This window comes from Streptomyces sp. MK7, assembly GCF_032658145.1.
GTDB lineage: Bacteria > Actinomycetota > Actinomycetes > Streptomycetales > Streptomycetaceae > Streptomyces > Streptomyces spiralis.
This window is the reverse complement of the sequence record NZ_JAVACL010000024.1, coordinates 86,213-109,282: the sequence shown is the minus strand read 5'-3', so window position 1 is coordinate 109,282 and position 23,070 is coordinate 86,213. Positions and strand designations below refer to the sequence as shown.

Below are 23,070 nucleotides of genomic sequence, written 5' to 3'. Positions count from 1 at the left end.
CCCCTCCGCCCGGGGCTCAGGATCCCTGCAGCACCGACACGTCCTCGTCCGCATGCGGCACCGACACCGTTCCCCGGTCGTCGGGCAGGGTCTGGACCGTGAAGCCGGGGATGCCGTCCTCCGTGGCGGTCAGGGTGCGTGCCCCGTACACCGGGCCGCCGGACAGGCGCTCCACCGTCAGGGCGTAGGTGCCCTTCAGTCCGGACGGGACGGGCGGGGCGATGTCCTGGGTCGTGCCCGCCTTGATCGTGTACGTCTTCGTCACCGCCGTACCGCCCTCGCTGCCTGCCGACGCCGTGACCTTGACCTGGGCGGTGGCGGTGGGGGCCGTCAGGGAGAGCGTCGAGCCCTTCTTGCTGTTGTCGGCGGACGTGGCGCGCGCGGCGACGGGACCGGTCGCGGGGATGAAGGCCGTCTCCTGCTGGTCGCCCTTGCCGCGTGTCACCCGCAGCGCGGCGACCACCGGCACGGACGGGGAGCTCTGGGTCAGCACCAGCGAGCCGGCCTCCCCGCGGGTGAGGTCGCCCAGGTCGACGGCGGTCGTCATCCCGCCCTTGACATGCACGGTGTCGTGGCCCGCGGGCGTGATAAGCCCGGACGGCGAGGCCAGTCTCACCTTCAGGTCGGTGTCGGCGTCAGCGGGGGTGAAGGCGATCAGCCGCACGGAGGTGGCGTCCTTGGGGATGCCGGGCAGGACGAGGCTGTCCGCCGGGTCCGCGGCGGCCGCCAGCCAGTCCCCGCCGAGCTTGTCGTCCAGGGCCTGCACCGCCGCCCCGACGCGGCCGCTGCGCACGCTCACGTGCACGGTGAGGTCCTCCTGCGGCGCGTCGGCGAGCGTGGACAGCAGGACGGGCTCGCTGGAGTGCGGTGCGACCGTGATGCCCTCCCCCACCGCCGACTTCACGGCGCCGTCCTTGCCGTAGAGCTCGATGTCGACGACCGCGGCGGAGTCGTCCGGGTTGGTCAGGTGGACGTAGTCGGAGCGCTCGGCCGTGGTGCTGGCGCCGGGGAACCAGAACTCGGTGTCCGGGGCGGTGCAGTCCACGCCCAGCAGGCCGCGGCCGGTGCCCGCGGCGACCTCGGTGGTCTGCTGCATGGTCCAGCCGGGTGCGAACCTGCCCTCGGCGGTGCCGATCAGCGCGGGCGCGTCCGCACCCGAGGTGTCGCCCGTGACCGGCTTGCCGGGCTCCTTCGGTTCCAGGACCGGCTTGGCGGCCTTCTTCTTGTCGTCCTTCTTGCCGCCGTCCTTGCCCTTGTCGTCGCCGGTCGCGGCCGACTCCTCGTCGGCGGACTGGAGTTGGGCCTTGCCGTCGCCGTCCGTGCCCTGGGTCACGGGGGTGAAGGACGTGTACGAGGTGTCGGCGATGTCGGAGTTGCTCGGGGCCGGGCACACCAGGGTGGTGCGCTCGACGGGCAGCCGGGCGGCCGCCGTGGCGCTGCCGGCGCCCGCCGCGTCCGGGGTGTCCAGCGCGGCGAATCCGGTGACGGCGGCGAGCGCGGTCACGCCGGCGATCAGGGACAGGGTCGTGCGGTTCACTGCTGGCTCCCGTCGGGGCGCTCACTGCCGATGCCGTGCGCGTGGTCCTGCGCGTGGTGCTGTGCCGGGTCGTACGGCTCCTCGTAGCCCTGGTGGTAGGCCGTGGGGTCGTAGGAGGCGGTCGGTGTCTGCCCGCCGTAGGCGTACGGGTCGTACTGGCCGCCTTGGTACGGGTCGGCCTGGCCGCCCTGGTAGGGATCGTCGTAGGCGCCCGCCGGGTACTGCTGGGCGGGGGCGGCCTGGTACGGGTCGTCGCCGTAGGCGCCGTACCCGGTCGCGGCTCCCGCTCCGGGGGCTCCGGCTCCGGCGTAGGCGGTGGTGTCCCAGTCGCCGTAGGACTGCTGGTGCGGTACGGCGGCGGGAGCCTCCTCCGGAGGAGGAGGCAGGGTGGCCGGGCCCGGCGGTTGTTCCTGGGCGGCCTCCTCGGCCTCCGCCTGGGCGCGCAGCCGGCGGGCCCGTCGGCCCTCGCCGCTGACCGCCTCGGCGGGAACGGCCTCCTCCTCGGGCAGGTCGTCGTCGACCTCGCGGCGCCGGCCGGGCAGGGCCAGGACGACGAGGACGACGGCGAGCAGGCCCTGGGCCCACAGCCAGGCGGTGTGGCCGATCGGGTCGTCGAAGGTGACGTCGAGCCTTCCGCCGGAGGCGGGGAGCTGGAAGCCCTGGGCCCAGCCGTCGAGGGTGGTGCGGGTGAGCGGCTTGCCGTCCAGGGTGGCCGTCCAGCCCGGGTCGGCGGCGTCGGCCAGGCGCAGGACGCGGCCCGCGGAACCGGCCGGGATCGTGGTGTGGATCTCGACGGGTCCGGCGGCGACGGGCTGCGCCGCGCCGGTCCCGGTGGCCGCCCCCGAGTCCTGGCCCGAGCCCTGGCCGGAGTCCGAGCCGGAGGCGGTCACGACGGCGGCGCGCGAGACCTCCTGGTCCACGCGCCACAGGGCACTGCCGTCCTGCTGGCTGAGCCGGCTCAGACCCGGGGTGGAGTCCAGGACGCGGCTGATCTCGCGGGGCGCGCCCTTGTGAACGAGGACGTAGCGCACGGCGAAGCCGCCGAGCTGGCCGGCCTGGTCCGCGCCGGAACCAGCCACCAGGTTGGCGACGACCTTGTCGAGCCTGCTGTTGCCGCCGTCCGCCGCGGCCAGTTCGGCGTCGCCCATCCGGACCCCGGAGCCGCGCACGAGCATGTAGCCGACGTGGGCGGCGGAGTCGCTGTCGATGACCAGGGTGCGGGCCTGGTCGCGGGTACTGCTCTCCTCGGCGACGAACGCGGGCACCTGCGCCACGTCGCGCCGCTCCAGCGGGCCGTCGGCGCCGCGGATCATCCAGCCGGCGACGACGAGCAGCGGACCCGCGGCCGAGGCGAAGGCGACGAGTGCGGCGACCGGCTGGCGCCAGCCGAAGCTCTGCTCGGTCACGCGCGCGCGTGCCCCGTCGGCGCCGAGCACGGCGGCGGCCAGCAGGGCGATGCCCTCGACGAGGGTGGCGGGGCCGGCCCAGGCGGAGCCGTTCGACAGGACCGCGAAGACGAGCGCCACCAGGGCGACCGCCCAGGCGGTCCAGATGGCGAACTGGCGCTCCGAACGCAGCAGGGCGGCCAGCGCGGCCAGGACGATGCCGATCAGCATCAGCCCGTGCACCGTGCCCGGGCCGCCCGGGGAGGCGCCGAGCAGGTCGAGGGCGGAGGCGGCCGAGGAGCCGTACTCCAGTCCGGTCTCCTTGAAGAAGCCGAACGGCAGCAGCGACAGCGACCAGGGCGCGAGGACGAGCAGCGGGGTGCCCAACTGGGCCAGGAAACGCAGTGCGTGGGCGACGACGTCGCCGCGGCGCACGGCCAGCACGCCGACGCCGAGGACGAGGGCGAGGGGCCAGACGATGGGTGCGAAGGCGGTGGCGACGGTCAGCAGCAGCGCGTACGCCCAGGTGGCGCGCCAGCTGCCGCGGGCGCCGGAGGCGCGTGCCAGGCCGCTCGCCGCGATGCCCGCGCGGGCGATGAGCGGCAGCAGCACGGCCAGTACGGCGGTGCCGATCCGGCCGCCGGCCAGCGCGCCGGTGGTGGCGGGCAGGACGGCGTAGGCGACGGAGGCCCACGCGCGCAGCAGCCGCGAGGGGACGAGCGGGCGGGAGGCGAAGTACGCGGTGAACCCGGCCAGCGGCACCGAGCCGATCAGCAGGACCGTGACCGCCAGGCCGGTCGAGCCGAACAGCACGGAGGCCAGCATCGCCACCAGCGCCAGGTACGGCGGTGCGGACGGGGTGCCACCGGTGCCGACCGGGTGCCAGGAGTCCAGGTAGCGCGACCACAGCTCCGAGGAGTCGGCCGGGGCGGGCAGCAGGGCGCCGCCCGCGAGCGCGCCTGAGCCGAGCAGGTTCCGGCAGGCGGCGAGGGTGACGAGCAGCAGCACCAGGAAGAGCACCGGGCCGGGTTTGCGGGCGATCCGCTTGAGCCGGGCGAACTGCTCGATCTCCAGGAAGTCCGCGTCGTCGCCGCCGGGTCCGGACTCGATCGCGCCGCCGTGCCGGCCGGCCGAGGAGACCTCGGGGTCGGAGCGGCCGACGAGGTTGCTCGCGACCTGTTCGACAGTGGCGCGGATCGTCGCTCCGGGCGGCGGGAACAGGGCTCTCAGCTCGCCCTTGTCGATCTGCGGCCTGCCGCGCCTGCGCCGGCCGGCGACGATCCGCTCGGGCCGCAGCAGCGTGCCCATCAGGCCGCGGATCTCGTCGACGGCCTGTCCGGGAACCTTGCCGACGAGGTAGGCGAGGGTGCGCAGCAGCGTGCCGAGGACGAGACGCAGCAGCACCCAGGGCAGCACGGCGGTACGGGTGTTGACGAGGAGGGTGTAGACGGCGCCCGCCTTGTCGACCTTGTGCGGGGAGGCGGACGTGCGGCCGATGCAGTCGACGGTGCGGCGCTCGCGGGAGGCGGCCTCGGCGTGCCGTACGACGGCGTCGGGGGCGACGAGGACGCGGTGGCCGGCGGCGTGGGCGCGCCAGCACAGGTCGACGTCGTCGCGCATCAGGGGCAGGCGTCGGTCGAACCCGCCGAGCTGTTCGAAGATGTCACGCCGGATCAGCATTCCGGCGCTGGAGACCGACAGCACGGTCCGGACGTGGTCGTGCTGGCCCTGGTCCTGTTCGCGGCGGTCCAGACCGGTCCAGCGGCGGCCCGAGTTGGCGATGGTGACGCCCACTTCGAGCAGCTGGCGGCGGTCGTACCAGCCGCGCAGCTTGGGGCCGACCACCGCCACGTCCTCGCGGCCGAGTTCGTACTCGTTGTCGACGACGCGCAACAGCTCGGCCAGGGCGTCGGGTTCGGGGGCGCAGTCGTCGTGCAGCAGCCAGAGCCACTGCACCGGTTCGCCGTGGGGGAGTTCGGGCAGGTCGTAGGCGTCGTCGCGCCAGGTGCGCGTGACGGGGTCCCAGCCGCTGGGGCGCTTGAGGTACGGCAGCTCGTCCGGGGTGAGGAGCGGGGCGGTGCGGGTGGCCTCGTCGACGGCCTGGCCGAAGCCGGTGCGCCGGGCGAGGTGCAGCACGCGGTCGGCGCCGAGGGCGTCGGTGAGCACCTGGGCGGAGGTGTCCGCGCTGCCGGTGTCGGCGGCCACGGCGTACTGCACGGGGCGTTCCTGGCCGAGCAGGCCGGCGAGCGCGTCGGGCAGCCAGCGGGCGCCGTCGTGGGAGACGAGGACGGCGGTGACGACGTGCCGCGGGAACTCCGGCGGGCGGTTCGGGTCGGACTGCGTCGCGCGCGCGGGGTCCGACGGCGCTGCGGCGGCGACGTCGTAGTGGGCTGCCGTATGGCTGTGCACGGACATCGAGATACACGGCCCCGGTTCGGTGGACTGCGGTGGACGCCTGTGCACCCTGGGGGCAGCGGGGCGTCTCGGACGAGCGACCACACTACTGGCTGGCCATGACGGCGGCCCGCCGCCTGTGGATAACCCACCTGCGACGGGCCGTTCGTGACGTTTGTGTGGGGGATGTACGCGTACGTCCGTGGTCGGACGGTGACCGGGCGGCGGCCGGACGACGGCCGACGTACCGTCAGACCGCGGCCTTCTTCAGCCGGCGCCGCTCACGCTCGGACAGGCCGCCCCAGATGCCGAAGCGCTCGTCGTTGGCGAGGGCGTACTCGAGGCACTCGGAGCGGACCTCGCAGGCGAGGCAGACCTTCTTGGCCTCGCGGGTGGAGCCGCCCTTCTCCGGGAAGAAGGACTCGGGGTCGGTCTGGGCGCACAGCGCGCGCTCCTGCCAGCCGAGTTCCTCGTCCGCGTCGTCGACCAGCAGTTGCTGCACCAGCTCGGTCATGTGCGCCCCTCGTCTGTCTTTCGCGTCCCCGTGATGTGGCCGTTACCGATCTCGGCTGAACGACACGAGTGAAATTACAAGTGTGCTGCTCCGGGCGAGTCAAGCCGAGATCTGCTATTGGGTCCCTTATTCACTCTGCGGAACCAAGGCCATGCGGAAAGTGTTCAAATCGGCATAAACCTTGACACACAGCCGAGGCCCCGAAGACCCGTCGCCCCGCGCGGAGCCCTCACCGAGCCCCCGGAAGGAAGGACGCCCAGGTCTTCGATCTCGTTCCGACACGCGCACCGCCGCGAACCTGATCACAGTCGGATCACGGGATCGCAACGGGGCTTGCGCGCCCGGCATGTGCGCCATGTGTCCCGCCCTCCCGCTGAGCAAACCTTTCATCTGAGAGATGAACCGGATGAGGTGAAACATGTCCCACATTCCGGGCGTCGAGTTGACAGGGGTGGTGTGAATGGGTCTCCTTGTGGGCATGCTCGCGAACTCGGCACCCACCTCGACCCGCACCGCCGGGTCCCACGGTGCTGCCCGCGCTCGCTGTAGCTGTCGCTGTTCCGGCTGTTGAGCCCCCGCGCGCACGCGCGCGCTCCAGCCGCCGTCCGGGCCCCTTCCCATACGGCTGTACGGCCCGGCGTCCGTTCCCTCCGATCGGCCCCACCGAGGAACCACGACACTCCCATGAACAGCGACAGCGACCTCCAGATCGCCGGCGACATCCTCGAAGTCCCGCACCTGCTCCAGACCCCGCGCGAGCACCCGGCCACCGTGGCCGAGTTCGTCGGCCTGGCCCGTTCCATCGCGGCCGACCGCGCCCAGTGGGAGCACCTCGTCCAGTACGACGCCACCACTCGCTGGTACCACCGGCTGCGCACCGGTCCGGGCTACGAGGTGTGGCTGCTGTCCTGGGTGCCCGGCCAGGGCAGCGGACCGCACGACCACGGCCGCTCCTCCGGTGTGCTCACCGTCCTGGACGGCACCCTGAACGAGCACACCGGACGGGGCACGCGCGCACTGGGCGCGGGCGCGCAGCGCGTGTTCGCGCCGGGGTACGTGCACGAGGTCGTCAACGACACGCTGCGGCCGGCGGTCAGCCTGCACGTCTACTTCCCGGGGCTGACCGAGATGCCCATGCACCCCACCGCGTCGTGCTCGGGGGCCGTGGCCGCGCAGCAGACGGTGGGCGCCGTCGGCGCGTAGGAGTCCGGCGTACAGGGGTCCGGCCGGCACGCAGGGGTCCGGCCGGAGGGCGGGGCGCCGTGCTGTCGCACCGGTACCGCGTCGCCCTGCCGGCACCGCGTCGCCGTACCGGCACCGCGTTGTCGTACCCGCCTGACAGACTTGGCCCCATGCGCATTGTGGTTCTGGCAGGCGGCATCGGTGGTGCCCGGTTCCTGCGCGGTCTGAAGCGGGCCGTGCCGGACGCGGACGTCACGGTCATCGGCAACACCGGCGACGACATCCACCTCTTCGGGCTGAAGGTCTGCCCGGACCTTGACACGGTGATGTACACGCTGGGCGACGGCATCGACGAGGAGCAGGGGTGGGGGCGGTCCGACGAGACCTTCCACCTCAAGGAGGAGCTGGCGGCGTACGGCGTCGGGCCCGAGTGGTTCGGCCTGGGCGACCGGGACTTCGCCACGCACATCGTGCGGACGCAGATGCTGGGCGCGGGCTATCCGCTCAGCGCGGTCACCGAGGCGCTGTGCGACCGCTGGAAGCCGGGCGTGAGACTGATCCCGATGAGCGACGACCGCGTGGAGACGCATGTCGCCGTCGAGATCGACGGCGAACGCAAGGCGGTCCACTTCCAGGAGTACTGGGTGCGGCTGCGCGCGTCCGTGCCCGCCGAGGCCGTCGTGCCGGTGGGCGCGGAGCAGGCCAAGCCCGCGCCCGGCGTGCTGGAGGCGATCGCGGAGGCGGACGTGATCCTCTTCCCGCCGTCCAACCCGGTCGTCTCCGTCGGCACCATCCTGGCCGTGCCCGGCATCAGGGAGGCGATCGCCGACGCCGGGGTGCCGGTGGTCGGCCTGTCCCCCATCGTCGGGGACGCGCCCGTGCGCGGGATGGCCGACAAGGTGCTCGCCGCGGTGGGCGTGGAGTCCACGGCCGCGGCGGTGGCCGAGCACTACGGCTCGGGCCTGCTCGACGGCTGGCTCGTCGACACGGTGGACGCGGCCTCGGTGGAGCGGATCGAGGCGGCCGGGATCCGGTGCCGCGCGGTGCCGCTGATGATGACCGACGCCGACGCCGCCGCGCAGATGGCGCGGGAGGCACTGGCGCTGGCGGAGGAGGTGCGGGGAGCTTGAGCGGACAGGCGCCCGGGTACCGGGTCTGGGCGATCACCGGGATCCCCGAGGTCCAGGAGGGCGACGACCTCGGCAAGCTGATCGCGGCCGCCGAGCCGGGACTGGCCGACGGTGACGTGCTGCTCGTCACCTCCAAGATCGTGTCCAAGGCGGAGGGCCGTGTCGTCACCGCGGCCGATCGGGAGGCCGCCATCGACGCGGAGACCGTGCGGGTCGTGGCCCGCCGCGGACCGCTGCGGATCGTCGAGAACCGGCAGGGCCTGGTCATGGCGGCGGCCGGCGTCGACGCCTCCAACACTCCTTCCGGGACGGTGCTGTTGCTGCCCGAGGACTCCGACGCGTCCGCGCGCGCGATCCGGGACGGGCTGCGCGACGCGCTCGGCGTCGACGTCGGGGTCGTCGTCACCGACACGTTCGGGCGGCCGTGGCGCGCGGGACTCACGGACGTCGCGATCGGCGCGGCCGGCGTACGCGTGCTGGACGACCTGCGGGGTGCCACGGACACGCACGGCAATCCGCTCAGCGCGACGGTCATGGCCACCGCGGACGAACTGGCCTCCGCCGGTGACCTGGTGAAGGGCAAGGCGGCCGGGCTGCCCGTCGCCGTGGTGCGCGGGCTGGCCCATGCGGTGTCCGGGGAGCACGGCGAGGGAGCGAGGGCCATGGTGCGCGAGGCGCGCGACGACATGTTCCGGCTCGGCACCTCCGAGGCGGTACGGCAGGCGGTGACCCAGCGGCGGACGGTACGGGCCTTCACGGACGAACCCGTCGACCCAGATGCGGTACGGCGGGCGGTGGCCGCCGCGGTGACCGCGCCGGCGCCGCACCACACGACGCCGTGGCGGTTCGTGCTGCTGGAGTCCGCCGAGTCCCGGACCCGGCTGCTCGACGCCATGCGGGACGCGTGGATCGCCGACCTGAGACGGGACGGCAAGACGGAGGAGTCGATCGCCAAACGGGTGCGCCGCGGGGACGTGCTGCGGAACGCCCCCTACCTGGTGGTGCCCTGCCTCGTCATGGACGGCTCGCACACCTACGGCGACGCGCGGCGGGACGGGGCCGAGCGCGAGATGTTCGTGGTCGCCGCGGGCGCGGGGGTGCAGAACTTCCTGGTCGCGCTGGCCGGAGAGCGGCTGGGCTCCGCGTGGGTGTCGTCGACGATGTTCTGCCGCGACGTGGTGCGCGAGGTGCTCGGCGTTCCGGAGACCTGGGACCCGATGGGCGCGGTGGCGGTCGGGCATCCGGCGGAGGAGCCGCGACCGCGGCCGGAGCGGGAGGCGGGCGCGTTCATCGAGGTGCGGTGACCCACGCTCCCTTCTTCCGGTCCTCCTTCCGGCGGTTTCCGCCTACGGCCGCTTGGTCTCGTTAGTCTCGTAAGTCTCGTAGGACCACTCCGGCGACCTCTGAGGACTCATTCGTGGCAGGACGTTTCGCTCCGCGGCCCACGCGTACGACCGTGCGCGGTGGGCATGTCGCCGTGCCCTCGGGCGGTGCGGTGCCGGCCGGCGGTGTGCCGCGGCAGGCGGCCGCCCCGGGGCGGGTGCGCACCTGGGTGCCGGACGGGCCACTGGACCTCGGGCTGGTGCTCGGTCCGCTGCGGCGCGGACCGGGCGATCCGACCTTCCGTGCGACGCCCGACGGATCCGTGTGGCGGGCCAGCCGTACGCCACTGGGGCCCGGGACGCTACGGGTCTTCGCGCGCGGCGGGGAGGTGTGCGGCCAGGCATGGGGGCCGGGGGCCGAATGGCTGCTGGAGCAGTTGCCCGAGTTGCTCGGGGCCGCCGACGACCCGTCCTTGTTCGAGCCGAGGCACCGGCTGCTCGCGCTGACCCGGCACCGGCGGCCGGGGCTGCGGCTGACCCGGACCGGGCTGGTGCTGGAGTCGTTGATCCCCTCGGTCCTGGAGCAGAAGGTCACGACGGTCGAGGCGTACGCGGCCTGGCGGACGCTGGTGCGGAAGCACGGGGAGCCGGCGCCCGGCCCGGCGCCGGTACGGCTGTACGTCATGCCGGCGCCGCGCACCTGGGCGCTGATTCCCTCGTGGGACTGGCATCGGGCCGGGGTCGACGACAAGCGGGCGTCCACGGTGCTGCGGGCGGTGCGGGTCGCGGCGCGGCTGGAGGAGGCGGCGGGGATGCCTCCGGCGGCGGCGCGGGAACGGCTGGAGCTGGTGTCCGGGATCGGGCCGTGGACGTCGGCGGAGACCGTGCAGCGCAGTCATGGGGCGGCGGATGCGGTGACGGTGGGCGATCTGCATCTGCCGGGGATCGTGGGGTTCGCGCTGGCGGGAGACCGGTATGCGGACGACGCGGCGATGTTGCGGTTGCTGGAGCCGTATGCGGAGCAGGGGCAGCGGCATCGGGCGGCCCGGCTGATTCTGCTGAGTGGGCGGGTGCCGCCTCGGCGGGGGCCACGGATGCCGCCGGGTGACATCGGGCGCTTTTGAGGTACGGCGGTGTGAGGTGGGGCAGGGCACCCTGCGTTGACTGGTGCCCGGAGTCGGGGCGGGCGTGGGGTGGGGTGCGCTCGCCCGCGCGTGCGGGGTGCCTCCCCCACGCTCGAACGCGCTCGCGCGGGGGCACCCCCACCGCCCACCCGTGCCGCCCCGGGGGCACCTCCCAGGCGTTGAACACTGGGGGAGGCACGACTGCCCGCGGCTACCGAGGCACGCGACCGCCCGCAGTCATGCCGTCGAGGCTGCGTCCTACTGGTCCGAGGAGAATCTCACCGCGCCGGGTGGGATCTGGGCGTCGCACCAGATGCGTACGCCGTCGCGGAGTTCGTTGTCGGGGCCGATGATCGCGCCGTCGCCGATGACCGTGCCGGTGAGGACGGAGCGGGTGCCGATGCGGGCGCGGGCGCCGATGAGGGAGTCGGTGATGACGGCGCCGGGTTCGATGACGGCGCCGGGCAGGATCGTACTGCCGGAGATCCGCGCGCCCTCGGCCACCTGCGCGCCCTCGCCGACCACCGTGCCGTCCGTCAGCTTGGCGTCGGGGGCGACGACGGCCGTAGGCAGGACCAGGCGGTCGCCGCAGCGGCCGGGGACGGCCGGAGAGGGGGCGCGGCCCAGCACCAGGTCCGCCGAGCCGCGGACGAAGGCGGCCGGGGTGCCGAGGTCGAGCCAGTAGGTGGAGTCCACCATGCCCTGGAGGTGGGCGCCGGCGGACAGCAGGTCCGGGAAGGTCTCTCGCTCCACCGACACCGGGCGGCCCTGCGGGATCGTGTCGATGACCGAGCGGCGGAAGACGTACGCCCCCGCGTTGATCTGGTCGGTGACGATCTCCTCCGGGGTCTGCGGCTTCTCCAGGAAGGCCAGCACGCGGCCTGTCTCGTCGGTCGGGACCAGTCCGTAGGCGCGCGGGTCCGACACCTTGGTCAGGTGCAGGGAGACGTCCGCGCCCGTCTCCTCGTGGGTGCGCACCAACGCCGGGATGTCCAAACCGGTCAGGATGTCGCCGTTGAAGATCAGGACCGGCTCGTCCGGGCCGGAGCGCAGCCGCGAGGCGACGTTGCGGATGGCGCCGCCCGTGCCCAGGGGCTCCTCCTCGGTGACGTACTCCAGGTGGAGTCCGAGGGAGGAACCGTCGCCGAAGTACGGTTCGAAGACCTCCGCCAGATAGGACGTGGCGAGCACGATGTGCTCGACGCCCGCCGCTCTCGCCCGCGCCAGCTGGTGGGTCAGGAACGGCACTCCCGCCGCCCGCACCATGGGCTTCGGGGTGTGCACCGTGAGCGGGCGCAGCCGGGTGCCCTTGCCGCCGACCAGGAGGATCGCTTCTGTCACCTGTCGTCTCTGCTTCCTGCCGGGACCGGCCGATCTGTCCTTCGGCCGGCCAGTGTATGCAGACCGTTCCCGGCCGCCTTCGAGGACCGTGCGGTCTGGTCCGGCCTCAGCGGCCCTGGTAGCGCGCCGCGGTCCTACGGGCGGTGCCGAGCTTTCGGTAGAGCTTTGCTCCGGGGCAGTCGGTGGCGAAGCCGTCCCGGTGACCGGAGATCACGTTCAGACGTACGTTCTTTCCTTTTTGGTAGAGGTTGCCACCGGCGGACTTCAGATATGTCTTTCCGCGCGGATTCATCCCGTACAGGCCGAGCTTCCACGCGGCGAGCCGGACCACGGCCTTGACGGCGGCCGAGGAAGGCTTGGACCTGCTGTAGGTGCCGATGACGGCGATGCCCACGCTGCTGCTGTTGAAGCCCGTGGTGTGGGCGCCCCGTACCCGTTTCGCCACACCGCCGGCCCGGCCCTCGTAGATGTGCCGCACTTGTCGACGAGGAAGTTGTAGCCGATGTCGCGCCAGCCCATGCTCAGGACGTGGTAGCGGCATTCAGCGAACTGACGGTGCGTCGGATGATGTGCCGCCGAACCGGTGGCCGCCCGCTGCCCCGCGGCCGCCGGGGCGCGCCGCGCGGGCGCGGCGCCGCGTACGCTAGCGCGGGTGAACGCCACCGAACGCACCCCTGCCGACCTGCTGGGTTCCGCGCTCGCCGCGGATCCCGGGCGCCCCCTGGTGACCTTCTACGACGACGCCACGGGCGAACGTGTCGAATTGTCCGTGGCCACCTTCGCCAATTGGGTGGCCAAGACCGCGAATCTCCTCCAGGGGGACCTCGCCGCCGGGCCGGGCGACCGGGTGACCCTGCTGCTGCCGGCGCACTGGCAGACGGCGGTGTGGCTGCTGGCGTGCGCGTCGGTGGGCGCGGTCGCGGACGTCGGCGGGGATCCGGCGGCGGCCGATGTCGTGGTCAGCGGACCGGACACGCTCGACGTCGCACGGGCCTGCTCCGGCGAGCGGGTCGCGCTGGCTCTGCGGCCGCTGGGCGGGCGGTTCCCGCAGCCGCCGGAGGGGTTCGTCGACTACGCCGTCGAGGTGCCGGGGCAGGGCGACCGGTTCGCGCCGTTCGCGCCCGTGGACCCGGAGGGGCCCGGCCTGATCGTGGCCGGCGCCGAGTACACGGCGGCGGAGGTCGTGGAGCGGGCCCGCGCGGACGCCCCGGGGCTGGATCTGACGGGGCCGGGTTCCCGGCTGCTGTCGGGACTGCCGTACGACACCTGGGAGGGGCTGAGCGCGGGTCTGTACGCCCCGCTCGCCGCCGGAGGATCGGTCGTCCTGTGCCGCCACCTGGACCGGCTGGGCGAGGAGTCCCTGGCCAAGCGCATCGAGACAGAAAGGGTCACGGCGACGGCACGATGACGGCCGCCCGCGTGGCCGCCGGCACGGACCGGCGGACCGCGACCGGGCGGGCGGCCGCCGCAAGACGTGACCGTCTGCCGATCCCGGCAGACGGCGGGGCCCGGACACTGCCGGGGACACGGCCGCCGGCACGGCCGGACATACGACGGCCGGAGACACCCCTGGCCAGGGCAGAGCCCGGCACAGGGCGCCCGCAGGCACGGCCCGGACGACGGCGGCTGCGTACCCCACCAGGCAGACGGCGACTACGGACACCACCGGGCAGGCGGCGACCGTCGGCACGCCTGGACGGCCGACGACCGCCGGCACGGACCGGCAGACGGCGGCCGTGAACGCCGTCGGAGACACGGCCGCAGATACGACCGACCCAAGGACGGCGTCCGGAAGCACGCCCGCGGCGTGATCCGGGAGACGGCGGCCGGAGGCAGCACCGCACGCCCCTTCCCGGACCCCGAGCACAGCGCCGCAAGGCCGCGGCACGGGCGGGACCGCCCATAGCCGCAGGACCACAGGGCCACAGGGCACCACCGCCGCGGCGCCGGCTCGGTTCCCCCGTTCGGCCCATCAGCAGCCGTCCCCCGGACTCCCCCGGGTCATGGTCGTAGGACCGGACGGAGGAGACGGGTGGTTCCAGACGTGAGCCGTGGGGCAGGCGGGAGCCGCCGTGCCGAGAGCCGTGACGGTGAACCAAACGGGCCGGGCGTCGGGCCGGGCCTGGGGGGATCGGCCACCGGGGCCGGGCTCGCGCGCCGGCGGCGTATGCGCTGGCTGCGGGGCACCGCACTCGGCGCGGCCGTCCTGGTCACCGCGGCCGCCGGGATCGGGTGGGCGGTCTACGTCAAGCTCAGCGACAACATCACCCCCGACGAGGCGGCCGCCGCCGAGCTCCGGCGCTACGAGAAGGAACGGCCCACCGCCCTGGTCAAGGGTGCGCAGAACATCCTGCTGATCGGGTCGGACACGCGCGCGGGCGACGGCAACACCCGCTACGGGCGGGACTCGGGGACCGAGCGCTCCGACACCATGATCCTGCTGCACCTGGCCGCGGACCGGCGCAGCGCCACCGCCGTGTCCCTGCCCCGCGACCTGATGGTGGACGTGCCCGGCTGCCGCCGCCCGGACGGCAGCCGCACCGAGCCGACGTTCGCGATGCTCAACTACGCCTACGAGACGGGCGGCCCGGCCTGCACCATCCGCACCGTCGAGAAGCTGACGGACATCCGGATCGACCACCACGTCGTCGTCGACTTCAGCGGCTTCAAGGCGATGGTCGACGCGGTCGACGGCGTCCAGCTGTGCCTGAAGAAGCCGGTGAACGACAAGGACGCCGGACTGCGGCTGCCGGCGGGCCGGGTGACGCTCGACGGCGAGCAGGCGCTCGGCTACGTCCGCGCCCGCAAGTCCCTGGGCGACGGCAGCGACACCGACCGCATGGAGCGCCAGCAGCGGTTCCTCGGCGCCCTCGTGAACAAGGTCCGCGGCGACGACGTCCTGCTGAACCCGGTGAAGCTGTATCCCGTCCTGGACGCGGCCACCTCCTCCCTGACCACCGACCCGGCGCTGGCGAGCCTGCGCGGCCTCTACCAACTCGTGCGCGGGCTGCGTGAGATCCCCACGGAACAGGTGCGGTTCCTGACGGTTCCGAGGGAGTCGTACGTCTACGACGCCGATCGTGACCAACTCGTGGAACCGGAGGCCGAGAAACTGTTCGCCCGGCTGCGGGCGGACCAGCCGGTGGCGGTAGCCAAGGAGGTTTCACGGTATTCCGGAGCAAACGGCGCCAATTCGGCCGCACCGCATTCCCGTTCCTCGACCGGTCGGCCGGATTCCCGGGCCGGCCGGCAGGATTCTCCGGCCGGGGGGCCGGATTCCCTCCTCGGCGGCCGTTCGGCTGCGCAGTCGCACGACTACGTTCAGTACGTTTCCGAGCGCGCGCCGAAGCGCCGAGCGCGCACTGCCGCTTTCGTGGACCCACCGTCACCCACCCCCTCGTTCCCCGGCAACACCGCCGCTGAGGACATCTGCGGGTAAAGCCCCGACCAAAGGCGAACTTTTGTTCAGGGAAATGGGCGGATTGCCCAGTTGTAGGGACGTGGAATTTGTCACCGGCGTCGCTGAATCCCCGACCAGCCGGATAGTGTGAGCGATCCGGTGCCACCGGCCACGAGGTCTCCCTGGGGTCGTGCACTGTGTGAACGAGACCCTGAGCGCCTTTGAGGGGGAAGGCGCCGCGTGGCCCCGACGGAGGATTCGGACAACCGTGGACGCGCAAGGCCGTGGGCGGGCGGACAACATCGACCCCGCAGACCAGTGGGTACTCAATCCGCACACCGGCGAATACGAACTGCGACTGACTCCTTCCGCTCCGCAGTCGTCCGTCCCCAGCCCGCGCAGACCGCCATCGCGCGGTGCGGGCGGGGCCGGCGGCAACGCGGCGGCGGGACGGCGCGCCGGTGCGCCGGGAGGTCAGTCGGCGCCCGGGCAGCAGCAGTCCCGGGAGACGGCTCCCGGCCGCACCGTGCCCGGGCCGCGCCGCCGTCGTGGCGCGCCGCCGCCGCAGGAGCCGCTGCCCGGGCGGCGGGGGCGCCGGCCGGAGAAGAAGAAGTCGAGGACCAAGAAGGTCCTGATGTGGACCGGCGGCACCATGGCGTTCGTCCTGGTGGGCGTCGGCACGGCCGGCTATCTGATCCTCAAGCACCTCGAGGGCAACATCTCCACCACGGACGTGGGCAGTGCGGCCAAGAACGGCTTCAGCAAGGACGAGGCCTTCAACATCCTGATCATCGGCACCGACAAGCGGACAGGCAAGGGCAACGAGGGCTACGGCGACAAGGGCAGCGTGGGCCACGCGGACACGAACATCCTGCTGCACGTCGCCAAGGACCGTACGAACGCGACCGCGTTGAGCATCCCCCGCGACCTGATCGTGAACGTCCCCGACTGCCCGACCAAGCAGCCCGACGGCAGCACGAAGGTCATCCCGGGCACGGACAACGTCCGCTTCAACACGAGCCTCGGCCAGGACGGCCGCGACGCGGGCTGCACGATGCGTACGGTCAAGGAGGTCACCGGCATCGCGCCCGACCACTTCATGATGGCCGACTTCAACGCCGTGAAGACCCTGACGTCCGCCGTGGGCGGGGTCGAGGTGTGCCTCAAGCACGCCGTCGACGACCCGGACTCGCATCTGAAGCTGTCCTCCGGTTCGCACAAGGTCGAAGGCGAGCAGGCGCTGGCGTTCGTCCGCACCCGGCACAGCTTCGGCAACCAGGGCGACCTGGATCGCATCAAGGTGCAGCAGCAGTTCCTCGGCTCGCTGATGCGCAAGATGTCCTCCAGCGACACCCTCACCAACCCGGCCAAGCTCTACGACCTGGCCGACGCCGCCACCAAGGCACTCACCGTCGACCAGGGCATAAAGAAGGTCAACACGCTCAAGGACATCGCCCTGGAATTGAAGAAGGTGCCGCCGAAGAACATCACCTTCCTGACGGTGCCGGTCCTCGACAACCCGGCGGACGGCAAGATCCACAAGACGGTCATCGTCGACCCGAACAAGGCCCCCCAGGTCTTCGACACCATCGGCAGCGACGTCTCCTTCACCGAGGTGAAGAAGAAGCAGCAGCAGGCGAAGGACGCCGAGGCCGACCGGCTCAAGGGCTCCCAGTCGGCCGCCTCCGACGTGCGGGTGCGGATCCTGAACGGAGGTGCCCCCTCCGGTTCCGCGTCGCAGACGCTGACCTGGCTCCAGAACCAGCAGGGCGTCACCAAGTCGGAGAACGCGGGCAACGCGACCGCGGACATCGGCAAGACCACGCTCGAGTACGCGCCCGACCAGGCCGACCAGGCCCGTAAGCTCGCCGCGCTGATGGGGCTGCCCGGTTCCGCGCTGAAGCCGGGCAAGAGCGTGACCAACTCCCAGGGGCTGCCGGCGATGACGCTGACCCTGGGCAAGGACTTCAAGGGCGCGGGAGTGTCCCTCACCGCTCCGACGAAGGCACCGGACGTGGAGGGGAAGTCCACGGCCGACAAGGTCCAGTGCGCGAGTTGAGCGCACAGGGCCACCCTTCGGGCCTGTCGAGCGTCTAACAGGGCGCACGACAGGCCTGTTCGGTGAAGCCAGGGTGGGGAGGATGGGGAGTTGACCCAGAGCGGTCTGCGCGGGGAGGGGCCTGCGGTAAAGGAAGCGGTGCCCCTCGCGTCGCGGGGTGGGAACGCGCCGGGCGGCCACGGCCGTCACGGCGGCAGAGGACATGGCGGACGCGGCGGACGCGGTACCGCGGGCAGACGTCCCAAGCGGCGCGTGCTGCGCTGGTCGGCGACGGTGCTCGCGCTGGTGATACTCGGCACGGCCGGCGCCGGATACCTCTACTACGAACACCTGAACAGCAACATCCGCAAGGGCGAGCGCAGCAGCGGCGACTCCAAGGCGCAGAAGTCGAAGCCGAACGCGGCCGGCCAGACGCCCGTGAACATCCTGCTGATCGGCTCCGACAGCCGTAACTCCGACGCGAACGTCGCGCTCGGCGGCAGCAGGGAGAACCGGGGCAACCCGCCGCTGGGCGATGTGCAGATGCTCATCCACCTGGCCGCGGACCGCAAGAGCGCGGCCGTGGTGAGCATTCCGCGCGACACCCGCGTCGACATCCCCGAGTGCACGGACCCCAAGACCGGCCACGTCTACCCGCCGACCAACGCCATCATCAACGAGTCGCTGGCCCGCGGCGGCGCCGGCTGCACCCTCGCCACCTGGCAGAACCTCACCCATGTCTACATCGACCACTGGATGACCATCGACTTCGCGGGCGTGGTGAAGATGGCGGACGCCATCGGCGGCGTCGACGTCTGCACCAATCAGAACGTGTGGGACCGCCCGCTGCCGGGCGTGCCCGGCGGCTCGGGGCTGAAGCTGGAGGCCGGCACGACCAAGGTCAAGGGCAAGCAGGCCCTGCAGTGGCTGCGCACCCGGCACGCCTGGGGCAGTGACCCGCTGCGGGCCAGGGCCCAGCACATGTACCTGAACTCGATGATCCGCACGCTGAAGAGCCAGAGCGTCTTCACCGACACCGGCCGCCTGATGGACCTGGCCGAGGCGGCCACGAAGTCCCTTCAGGTCTCCGAGGAGATCGGCACCGTCAAGAAGCTGTACGACCTGGCGATGCAGCTCAAGACTGTCCCGACCAACCGCATCACCATGACGACGATGCCCAACGTCGAGGACCCGCAGAACAAGGACCATCTCGTACCGGACGGCGCCAACGCCGAGAAGATGTGGAAGATGATCCGCGACGACGTGTCCTTCGACTCCAACGGCAAGGAGTCCGACGGGAAGAAGGACGGGGCCGGCGACGGCGGCACAGAGGGCGGGGACCAGGAACAGGCCACCGCGGACCCCGCGCACCCGGACGGCCGGATCGGCGTCACGGTGCAGAACGGCACCCGTACGGCCACTCTCGCCCCGGTCTCCCACCGGGCGGCCGACATCAGCCGGGAGCTCGTGCAGAAGGGCTTCACCAGGGCCGCGGCGGACGCGTCGGTGACGCCGTCCGCGGACGAGACGGTCGTCCGCTACCCGAGTGCCGAGCTGAAGGGCGACGCCGAGCGGGTCGCGGCGGCGCTGGGCATCCCGACGTCCTCGGTGGAGAAGTCGACGGACGTCACCGGTGTGACCGTCGTCGTGGGCTCGGACTGGCGCACGGGCACCAGCTACCCGAAGCAGGAGGCGCCGAAGGCCGGGGACATCCCGAAGAACTCCGACGCCATCAACGGCGCCGACACCGGGCAGTGCATGGACGTGTACGCGCCCTACCGCTGGTAGCCGGCATCGCCGCTCCTGACTGCCTGCCCGGCTCACGCGGAGGCGGCGGTCTGCGCGTGGCTGTCCTCCGCTGCCTCCATGGCGGCGCGGACGAGGCCGGACACCGCCCGGAACCGGGAGGTGTCCGGCCAGGCCGCTCCCTCCTGACGGGGACCCAGGTCTCCGACCGGGACCACCCGGGTCACCGTGCTCGAGCCGGCCGGCCGCGCGGTCTCGGTCAACGCGGTCGTCTACCACCTGGCGGCCGGAGCTGACCCGTCTCGGGCAGCTGCGGGGCAAGGTCCCGGCCCCGTGCGGGTGTTGCGGGTACGGATGGCAGGATCGGCGGGCATCGAGGTGATCCGGGCGTCCCGTCGGCAGGTGAGACGTCCTGCCGACGGGAGAGGTGACGTGGCGGCAGATGTGACGGTGGCCCGGCAGGACGGGCGGCCCCATGTGGAGCAGCGGCGGCGCGGGGCCCTGGTCCGCGGGCTGCTGTTCGTGCTGACCGCGCTGGTGGCCGGGGCCGCGGGCGTGGCGGGCACGCTGGTGTACCAGAGGGTGACCGCAGAGGACACGGCGGCGGTCGACGCGCAGGCCGACCGGCTCGCCGAGGATCTGCGGGCGGACCTGAACGCGGGTTTCTACTCGCCGGGGCAGACCTACGGAGGGCAGTTCACCGAGGGAACCCTCGTCGCCCAGGCCGAGGCCCACGGAGGTGTGCTGCTGAGCTCGGGCACGACACCGGGCGGGCCGGGCGGCAGGACGCACACGATGACGGTGATGCTGGGGCTCGTGCCGCCGGAGACGGGAACCGTCGACGCGCACGCCTACCCGGTCCGCTGCTACCGCTACACGTTCGCCGTCGGCACGTACAGCGTCAAAAAGGCCGCCCTGGACTGCCCGGCGGTACGGACCGACGGCCGGCCGGGCAGCCTCGTGGCGCAGATGGGCGCGCTGCTCGCGCGGCAGTCCACCGGCGCGTCCCGGCGGATGGCGACCGCGGGATACCCGCACACCGCGCAGGGCGCCGTGGACTTCCTGAAGGACAAGCGGCTGGTCGCCGCGCAGGACACCGTGAGCGAGGTCTCCGGCGGCCCCGCCGGAGGCGACGTGGACGTGTTCGCGCTGCGCGTCAACGGCACCTGCCACTATCTGCGGATGGACTCCTCGTCCACCGCGTCCCGCCTGGTACCGCTGTGGCTCGCCCCGGCCGACGAGCAGGAGACCTGCGACATGTCCCGGGCCCTGACGGCCTCCGCCCTGTACGGGACGGACCCGGCGAAGGCGGGGTGAGCGGCGGACGCGGACACCGGGCACCGCCTCACCCGGGCGGGCGTAGCGGATTCCGTGCTTCCGTCGGATGGCGGAGGGCGGTCGAGGGGCGTACGACGGAAGGGCGCGGGGCCCGCCCGAGGCCCCGGCTCCCTTCGCCCCCCAGGAGGAGCCATGACTCAGCCCGGAACCATGACCGCCATGAGCAAGCAGATGCAGGACTGCGTCGAGGCGTGCATGGCCTGCCACACCGTCTGCGAGGAGGCCATGAGCTCCTGCATGCAGATGGGCGGCCAGGCGCAGATGCAGATCATGCGCGCGCTCATGGACTGCTCCGAGACCACGCGCATGTGCGCGGACATGATGATGCGCCGCTCGCCGATGGCGGCCGAGATGTGCGCGATGTGCGCCAAGGCCTGTGACATGTGCGCCGAGGCGTGTATGTCGCTGCCCGAGGACAAGATGATGCAGCGCTGCGCGGAGGCGTGTCGCCGCTGCGCGGAGATGTGTCGCGCGATGACAGGCGCCCGGATGTGACCCGGCCGGCGCGACGGCGAGGGCGCCGCGGCCGCGTACCGCGGGGCCCTCGCCCCTGACAGGTCGTCCGGCGGCCGCCCGGTTGTCCGGCGGCCGTCCGGTCAGTCGCCGGAGACGGTCACCGTCTCGTCGTTCTTCAACTCGTCGACCAGGGTCTTGACCTTCGCCTTGTCCCAGACGAGGTTGCCGCCCGTGGAGCCGGATATCGGCATGTTCATGGACTTGCCGTCACCGCCGCTGACGCCCTTCATCGCCCAGAACATGGACGCCAGGTCCCACAGGCTCATGTCCTTGTCGACGACCAGGGAGTCCAGGCCCGCACCCATCGTCGGATAGAACTTGAACGGGTTCAGGACCGTCGACGGGGTGGCCACCTGGTGGGCCAGGGCGGACAGGAACTTCTGCTGGTTCTTGGTGCGCTGGAGGTCGGAGGCGGCGAAGGCGTGCCGGGTGCGGACGAAGGCCAGGGCCTGCTCGCCGTTCAGCTTCTGCTTGCCCGCCTTGAAGTCGGCGCCGGACCACTTGTCCTTGAACGGCTTGTCGATGGTCATCTCGACGCCGCCGACCGCGTCCACGATGTTGGCGAAGCCGGCGAAGCCGATCTCCACGTAGTGGTCGATGTGCAGGCCGGTGTTGTACTCGATGGTGCGGACCAGCAGGGTCGGCCCGTCGAACGCGTACGCCGCGTTCAGCTTGTTCGCGCCCATCGCGGGCCTGATCTTGCCGGACTCCGAGCCGCGGAACTGCGGGATCGTGACGTTGGAGTCGCGCGGCAGGGAGATCAGCGTGTCGCCGTTGTCCCCGACGTGCAGGATCATCATCGAGTCGGTGCGCTTGCCCTCGGCGGAGCCGGTGTGCAGCTTCTTCTTGTCCTCGGCGGACATTCCGGCGCGGCTGTCGGAGCCGACGATCAGGTAGTTCGTGCCCTTGCCGGCCTCCGGCCGGTCGATGACCTTGGACAGGTCGACGTCCCGGTGGAGCTTGGAGTCGGCCCAGAAGTAGGTGGCCACCGAGGTGACCACCAGCGCGGTGACCAGGGTTATCGCGGTCCACTTGATGCGACGGCCCCAGTTCGGCGCGGGACGGGGACCGCGGGTGCGGCCCTCGCCCGGGCCGCCCGGCCCGCCGGGGCCGTCGCCGCCCGGCCGGCCGTAGACCTGTCCGGTGTTGTAGCCGCTGTCGTAGCCGTAACCGTCGTCACTGTCGGTGTAACCGTCCGTGTAGCCGCCGTCGACGTACGACGGCTGCTGCGGCACTCCGTACGGGGGCGCCGCGGGCCGCTGCCCGCCCGGCCTGCCGTAGGCGCCCTGCCCGGGCGGTACCGCCGGGCCGCCGCGCCGTACCTGGCGCATCACGCGCGCGCCCTCCGGCTGCGCTCCGGCGCTGCCGCGTCCGTACCGAGGTCCACGCTCGTCGCCGGACCACCCCTCGGGCCAATCATTCATGGGCCCCAGTGTGCAGGTCCCGCCCGTATGGCGTACAAGGGCCGTCGGAAAATCAGGTCACGGCTGTTGCGAACCCGACACAAATCCCCCCTATGTCGCCTCGGCATAAGGTGGGGGCCATGACAGACCAGGCCTTCGCCGCGGAAACCGGAACCGCGGATGTCCCGGGCAAGCCGACCTCGGCGTCCCGCACCACCCTCAGCCACATCATGACCCACAACGACACCAACCTCCTGGGTACGGTGCACGGTGGTGTGATCATGAAGCTGGTCGACGACGCGGCGGGCGCGGTGGCCGGCCGGCACAGCGGCGGCCCCGCCGTCACCGCCTCCATGGACGAGATGGTGTTCCTGGAACCCGTCCGGGTCGGCGACCTCGTCCATGTGAAGGCCCAGGTCAACTGGACCGGCCGGACCTCCATGGAGGTGGGCGTCCGCGTCCTGGCCGAACGCTGGAACGAGTCCACCCCGCCCACCCAGGTCGGCTCGGCCTACCTGGTCTTCGCCGCCGTGGACGCCGACGGCAAGCCCCGCGTCGTGCCACCGGTCCTGCCCGAGACCGAGCGCGACAAGCGGCGCTACCAGGAGGCCCAGATACGCCGCACCCACCGCCTGGCCCGCCGCCGGGCGATCAAGGAGCTCCGGGAGAAGCGGGTGGCGGAGGGCCACGAGGACTGAGT

At 72.4% G+C, this 23,070-nt stretch carries 17 protein-coding genes and 1 pseudogene; 11 read left to right on the top strand and 7 right to left on the bottom strand.

Annotated features, from left to right (window positions below; translation table 11 throughout):
• Positions 1–16 precede the first annotated feature (16 nt).
• The 3 genes from R2S09_RS24745 to R2S09_RS24735 all read right to left on the bottom strand — a co-directional run bounded on the left by R2S09_RS24745 (position 17) and on the right by R2S09_RS24735 (position 5,830).
• Complete coding sequence (locus tag R2S09_RS24745) at positions 17–1,537, bottom strand: DUF5719 family protein (RefSeq protein ID WP_316743306.1); 1,521 nt, start codon at positions 1,535–1,537, stop codon at positions 17–19.
• Positions 1,534–5,337, bottom strand: coding sequence for a glycosyltransferase family 2 protein (locus R2S09_RS24740; protein ID WP_316743305.1), 3,804 nt, complete (start codon positions 5,335–5,337; stop codon positions 1,534–1,536). Before R2S09_RS24740 ends, R2S09_RS24745 begins: the two co-directional genes overlap by 4 nt.
• Positions 5,338–5,566: 229 nt before the next feature.
• A complete protein-coding gene (locus tag R2S09_RS24735) occupies positions 5,567–5,830 on the bottom strand; it encodes a WhiB family transcriptional regulator (protein ID WP_003975777.1) in 264 nt (87 codons plus the stop codon).
• Between the two features lie 684 nt (positions 5,831–6,514).
• Between R2S09_RS24735 and R2S09_RS24730 the strand changes: the two genes are divergently transcribed.
• The 4 genes from R2S09_RS24730 (at position 6,515) to R2S09_RS24715 (ending at position 10,588) form a co-directional block, all read left to right on the top strand.
• On the top strand, positions 6,515–7,033 hold the full coding sequence (locus R2S09_RS24730; RefSeq protein WP_316743304.1) for a cysteine dioxygenase family protein: 519 nt from the start codon (positions 6,515–6,517) through the stop codon (positions 7,031–7,033).
• A 149-nt stretch (positions 7,034–7,182) separates the two neighbouring features.
• Positions 7,183–8,142, top strand: coding sequence for a 2-phospho-L-lactate transferase (gene cofD, locus R2S09_RS24725; RefSeq protein ID WP_316743302.1), 960 nt, complete (start codon positions 7,183–7,185; stop codon positions 8,140–8,142).
• Positions 8,139–9,446: a coenzyme F420-0:L-glutamate ligase gene (locus R2S09_RS24720; RefSeq protein ID WP_306186068.1), complete on the top strand. Its 1,308-nt coding sequence runs from the start codon at positions 8,139–8,141 to the stop codon at positions 9,444–9,446. The genes cofD and R2S09_RS24720 overlap by 4 nt, the downstream gene beginning before the upstream one ends.
• A gap of 113 nt (positions 9,447–9,559) precedes the next feature.
• Complete coding sequence (locus tag R2S09_RS24715) at positions 9,560–10,588, top strand: DNA-3-methyladenine glycosylase 2 family protein (protein WP_316743301.1); 1,029 nt, start codon at positions 9,560–9,562, stop codon at positions 10,586–10,588.
• Between the two features lie 258 nt (positions 10,589–10,846).
• On the opposite strand, the gene R2S09_RS24710 is transcribed toward R2S09_RS24715, so the two are convergent.
• Positions 10,847–11,929: an NDP-sugar synthase gene (locus R2S09_RS24710; protein ID WP_316743299.1), complete on the bottom strand. Its 1,083-nt coding sequence runs from the start codon at positions 11,927–11,929 to the stop codon at positions 10,847–10,849.
• A 106-nt stretch (positions 11,930–12,035) separates the two neighbouring features.
• Positions 12,036–12,466 (bottom strand): annotated as a pseudogene (locus R2S09_RS24705) (N-acetylmuramoyl-L-alanine amidase); the annotation flags it as partial.
• Positions 12,467–12,581: 115 nt separating this feature from the next.
• Between R2S09_RS24705 and R2S09_RS24700 the strand changes: the two are divergent.
• The 4 genes from R2S09_RS24700 to R2S09_RS24685 all read left to right on the top strand — a co-directional run bounded on the left by R2S09_RS24700 (position 12,582) and on the right by R2S09_RS24685 (position 19,155).
• Positions 12,582–13,337 (top strand): TIGR03089 family protein, encoded by a 756-nt coding sequence (locus tag R2S09_RS24700; protein ID WP_306186063.1) that lies wholly within the window; start codon positions 12,582–12,584, stop codon positions 13,335–13,337.
• 759 nt (positions 13,338–14,096) lie between these two features.
• Positions 14,097–15,368, top strand: coding sequence for an LCP family protein (locus R2S09_RS24695; protein WP_316743297.1), 1,272 nt, complete (start codon positions 14,097–14,099; stop codon positions 15,366–15,368).
• A 229-nt stretch (positions 15,369–15,597) separates the two neighbouring features.
• Positions 15,598–17,388 (top strand): LCP family protein, encoded by a 1,791-nt coding sequence (locus tag R2S09_RS24690; RefSeq protein WP_316743296.1) that lies wholly within the window; start codon positions 15,598–15,600, stop codon positions 17,386–17,388.
• A gap of 90 nt (positions 17,389–17,478) precedes the next feature.
• Complete coding sequence (locus R2S09_RS24685) at positions 17,479–19,155, top strand: LCP family protein (protein WP_399144564.1); 1,677 nt, start codon at positions 17,479–17,481, stop codon at positions 19,153–19,155.
• A gap of 32 nt (positions 19,156–19,187) precedes the next feature.
• Here the strand turns inward: R2S09_RS24685 and R2S09_RS24680 are convergent, their stop codons facing one another.
• The gene (locus tag R2S09_RS24680) at positions 19,188–19,376 is read right to left on the bottom strand and encodes a hypothetical protein (RefSeq protein WP_316743293.1); all 189 of its coding nucleotides are present in this window, start codon (positions 19,374–19,376) and stop codon (positions 19,188–19,190) included.
• A 169-nt stretch (positions 19,377–19,545) separates the two neighbouring features.
• On the opposite strand from R2S09_RS24680, the gene R2S09_RS24675 reads away from it, so the two are divergent.
• Positions 19,546–20,430, top strand: a complete 885-nt coding sequence (locus R2S09_RS24675) for a hypothetical protein (protein ID WP_316743292.1) — start codon at positions 19,546–19,548, stop codon at positions 20,428–20,430.
• Between the two features lie 153 nt (positions 20,431–20,583).
• On the top strand, positions 20,584–20,946 hold the full coding sequence (locus R2S09_RS24670) for a four-helix bundle copper-binding protein (RefSeq protein WP_306186055.1): 363 nt from the start codon (positions 20,584–20,586) through the stop codon (positions 20,944–20,946).
• Positions 20,947–21,047: 101 nt separating this feature from the next.
• Here R2S09_RS24670 and R2S09_RS24665 read toward each other — a convergent pair whose 3' ends face one another.
• Entirely contained in the window at positions 21,048–22,391 is a 1,344-nt protein-coding gene (locus R2S09_RS24665; RefSeq protein WP_306186053.1) for an LCP family protein, read from the bottom strand.
• A 119-nt stretch (positions 22,392–22,510) separates the two neighbouring features.
• On the opposite strand from R2S09_RS24665, the gene R2S09_RS24660 reads away from it, so the two are divergent.
• On the top strand, positions 22,511–23,068 hold the full coding sequence (locus R2S09_RS24660) for an acyl-CoA thioesterase (RefSeq protein WP_316743291.1): 558 nt from the start codon (positions 22,511–22,513) through the stop codon (positions 23,066–23,068).
• Positions 23,069–23,070: the final 2 nt, after the last annotated feature.

Excerpts from the sequence above, each read along its gene's own strand:
- R2S09_RS24740 (WP_316743305.1), bottom strand. The coding sequence starts at position 5,337 with ATGTCCGTGCACAGCCATACGGCAGCCCACTACGACGTCGCCGCCGCA.
- R2S09_RS24735 (WP_003975777.1), bottom strand. The coding sequence starts at position 5,830 with ATGACCGAGCTGGTGCAGCAACTGCTGGTCGACGACGCGGACGAGGAA.
- R2S09_RS24670 (WP_306186055.1), top strand. The coding sequence starts at position 20,584 with ATGACTCAGCCCGGAACCATGACCGCCATGAGCAAGCAGATGCAGGAC.
- R2S09_RS24695 (WP_316743297.1), top strand. The coding sequence starts at position 14,097 with ATGCGCTGGCTGCGGGGCACCGCACTCGGCGCGGCCGTCCTGGTCACC.
- R2S09_RS24730 (WP_316743304.1), top strand. The coding sequence starts at position 6,515 with ATGAACAGCGACAGCGACCTCCAGATCGCCGGCGACATCCTCGAAGTC.
- R2S09_RS24660 (WP_316743291.1), top strand. The coding sequence starts at position 22,511 with ATGACAGACCAGGCCTTCGCCGCGGAAACCGGAACCGCGGATGTCCCG.
- cofD (WP_316743302.1), top strand. The coding sequence starts at position 7,183 with ATGCGCATTGTGGTTCTGGCAGGCGGCATCGGTGGTGCCCGGTTCCTG.
- R2S09_RS24665 (WP_306186053.1), bottom strand. The coding sequence starts at position 22,391 with ATGAATGATTGGCCCGAGGGGTGGTCCGGCGACGAGCGTGGACCTCGG.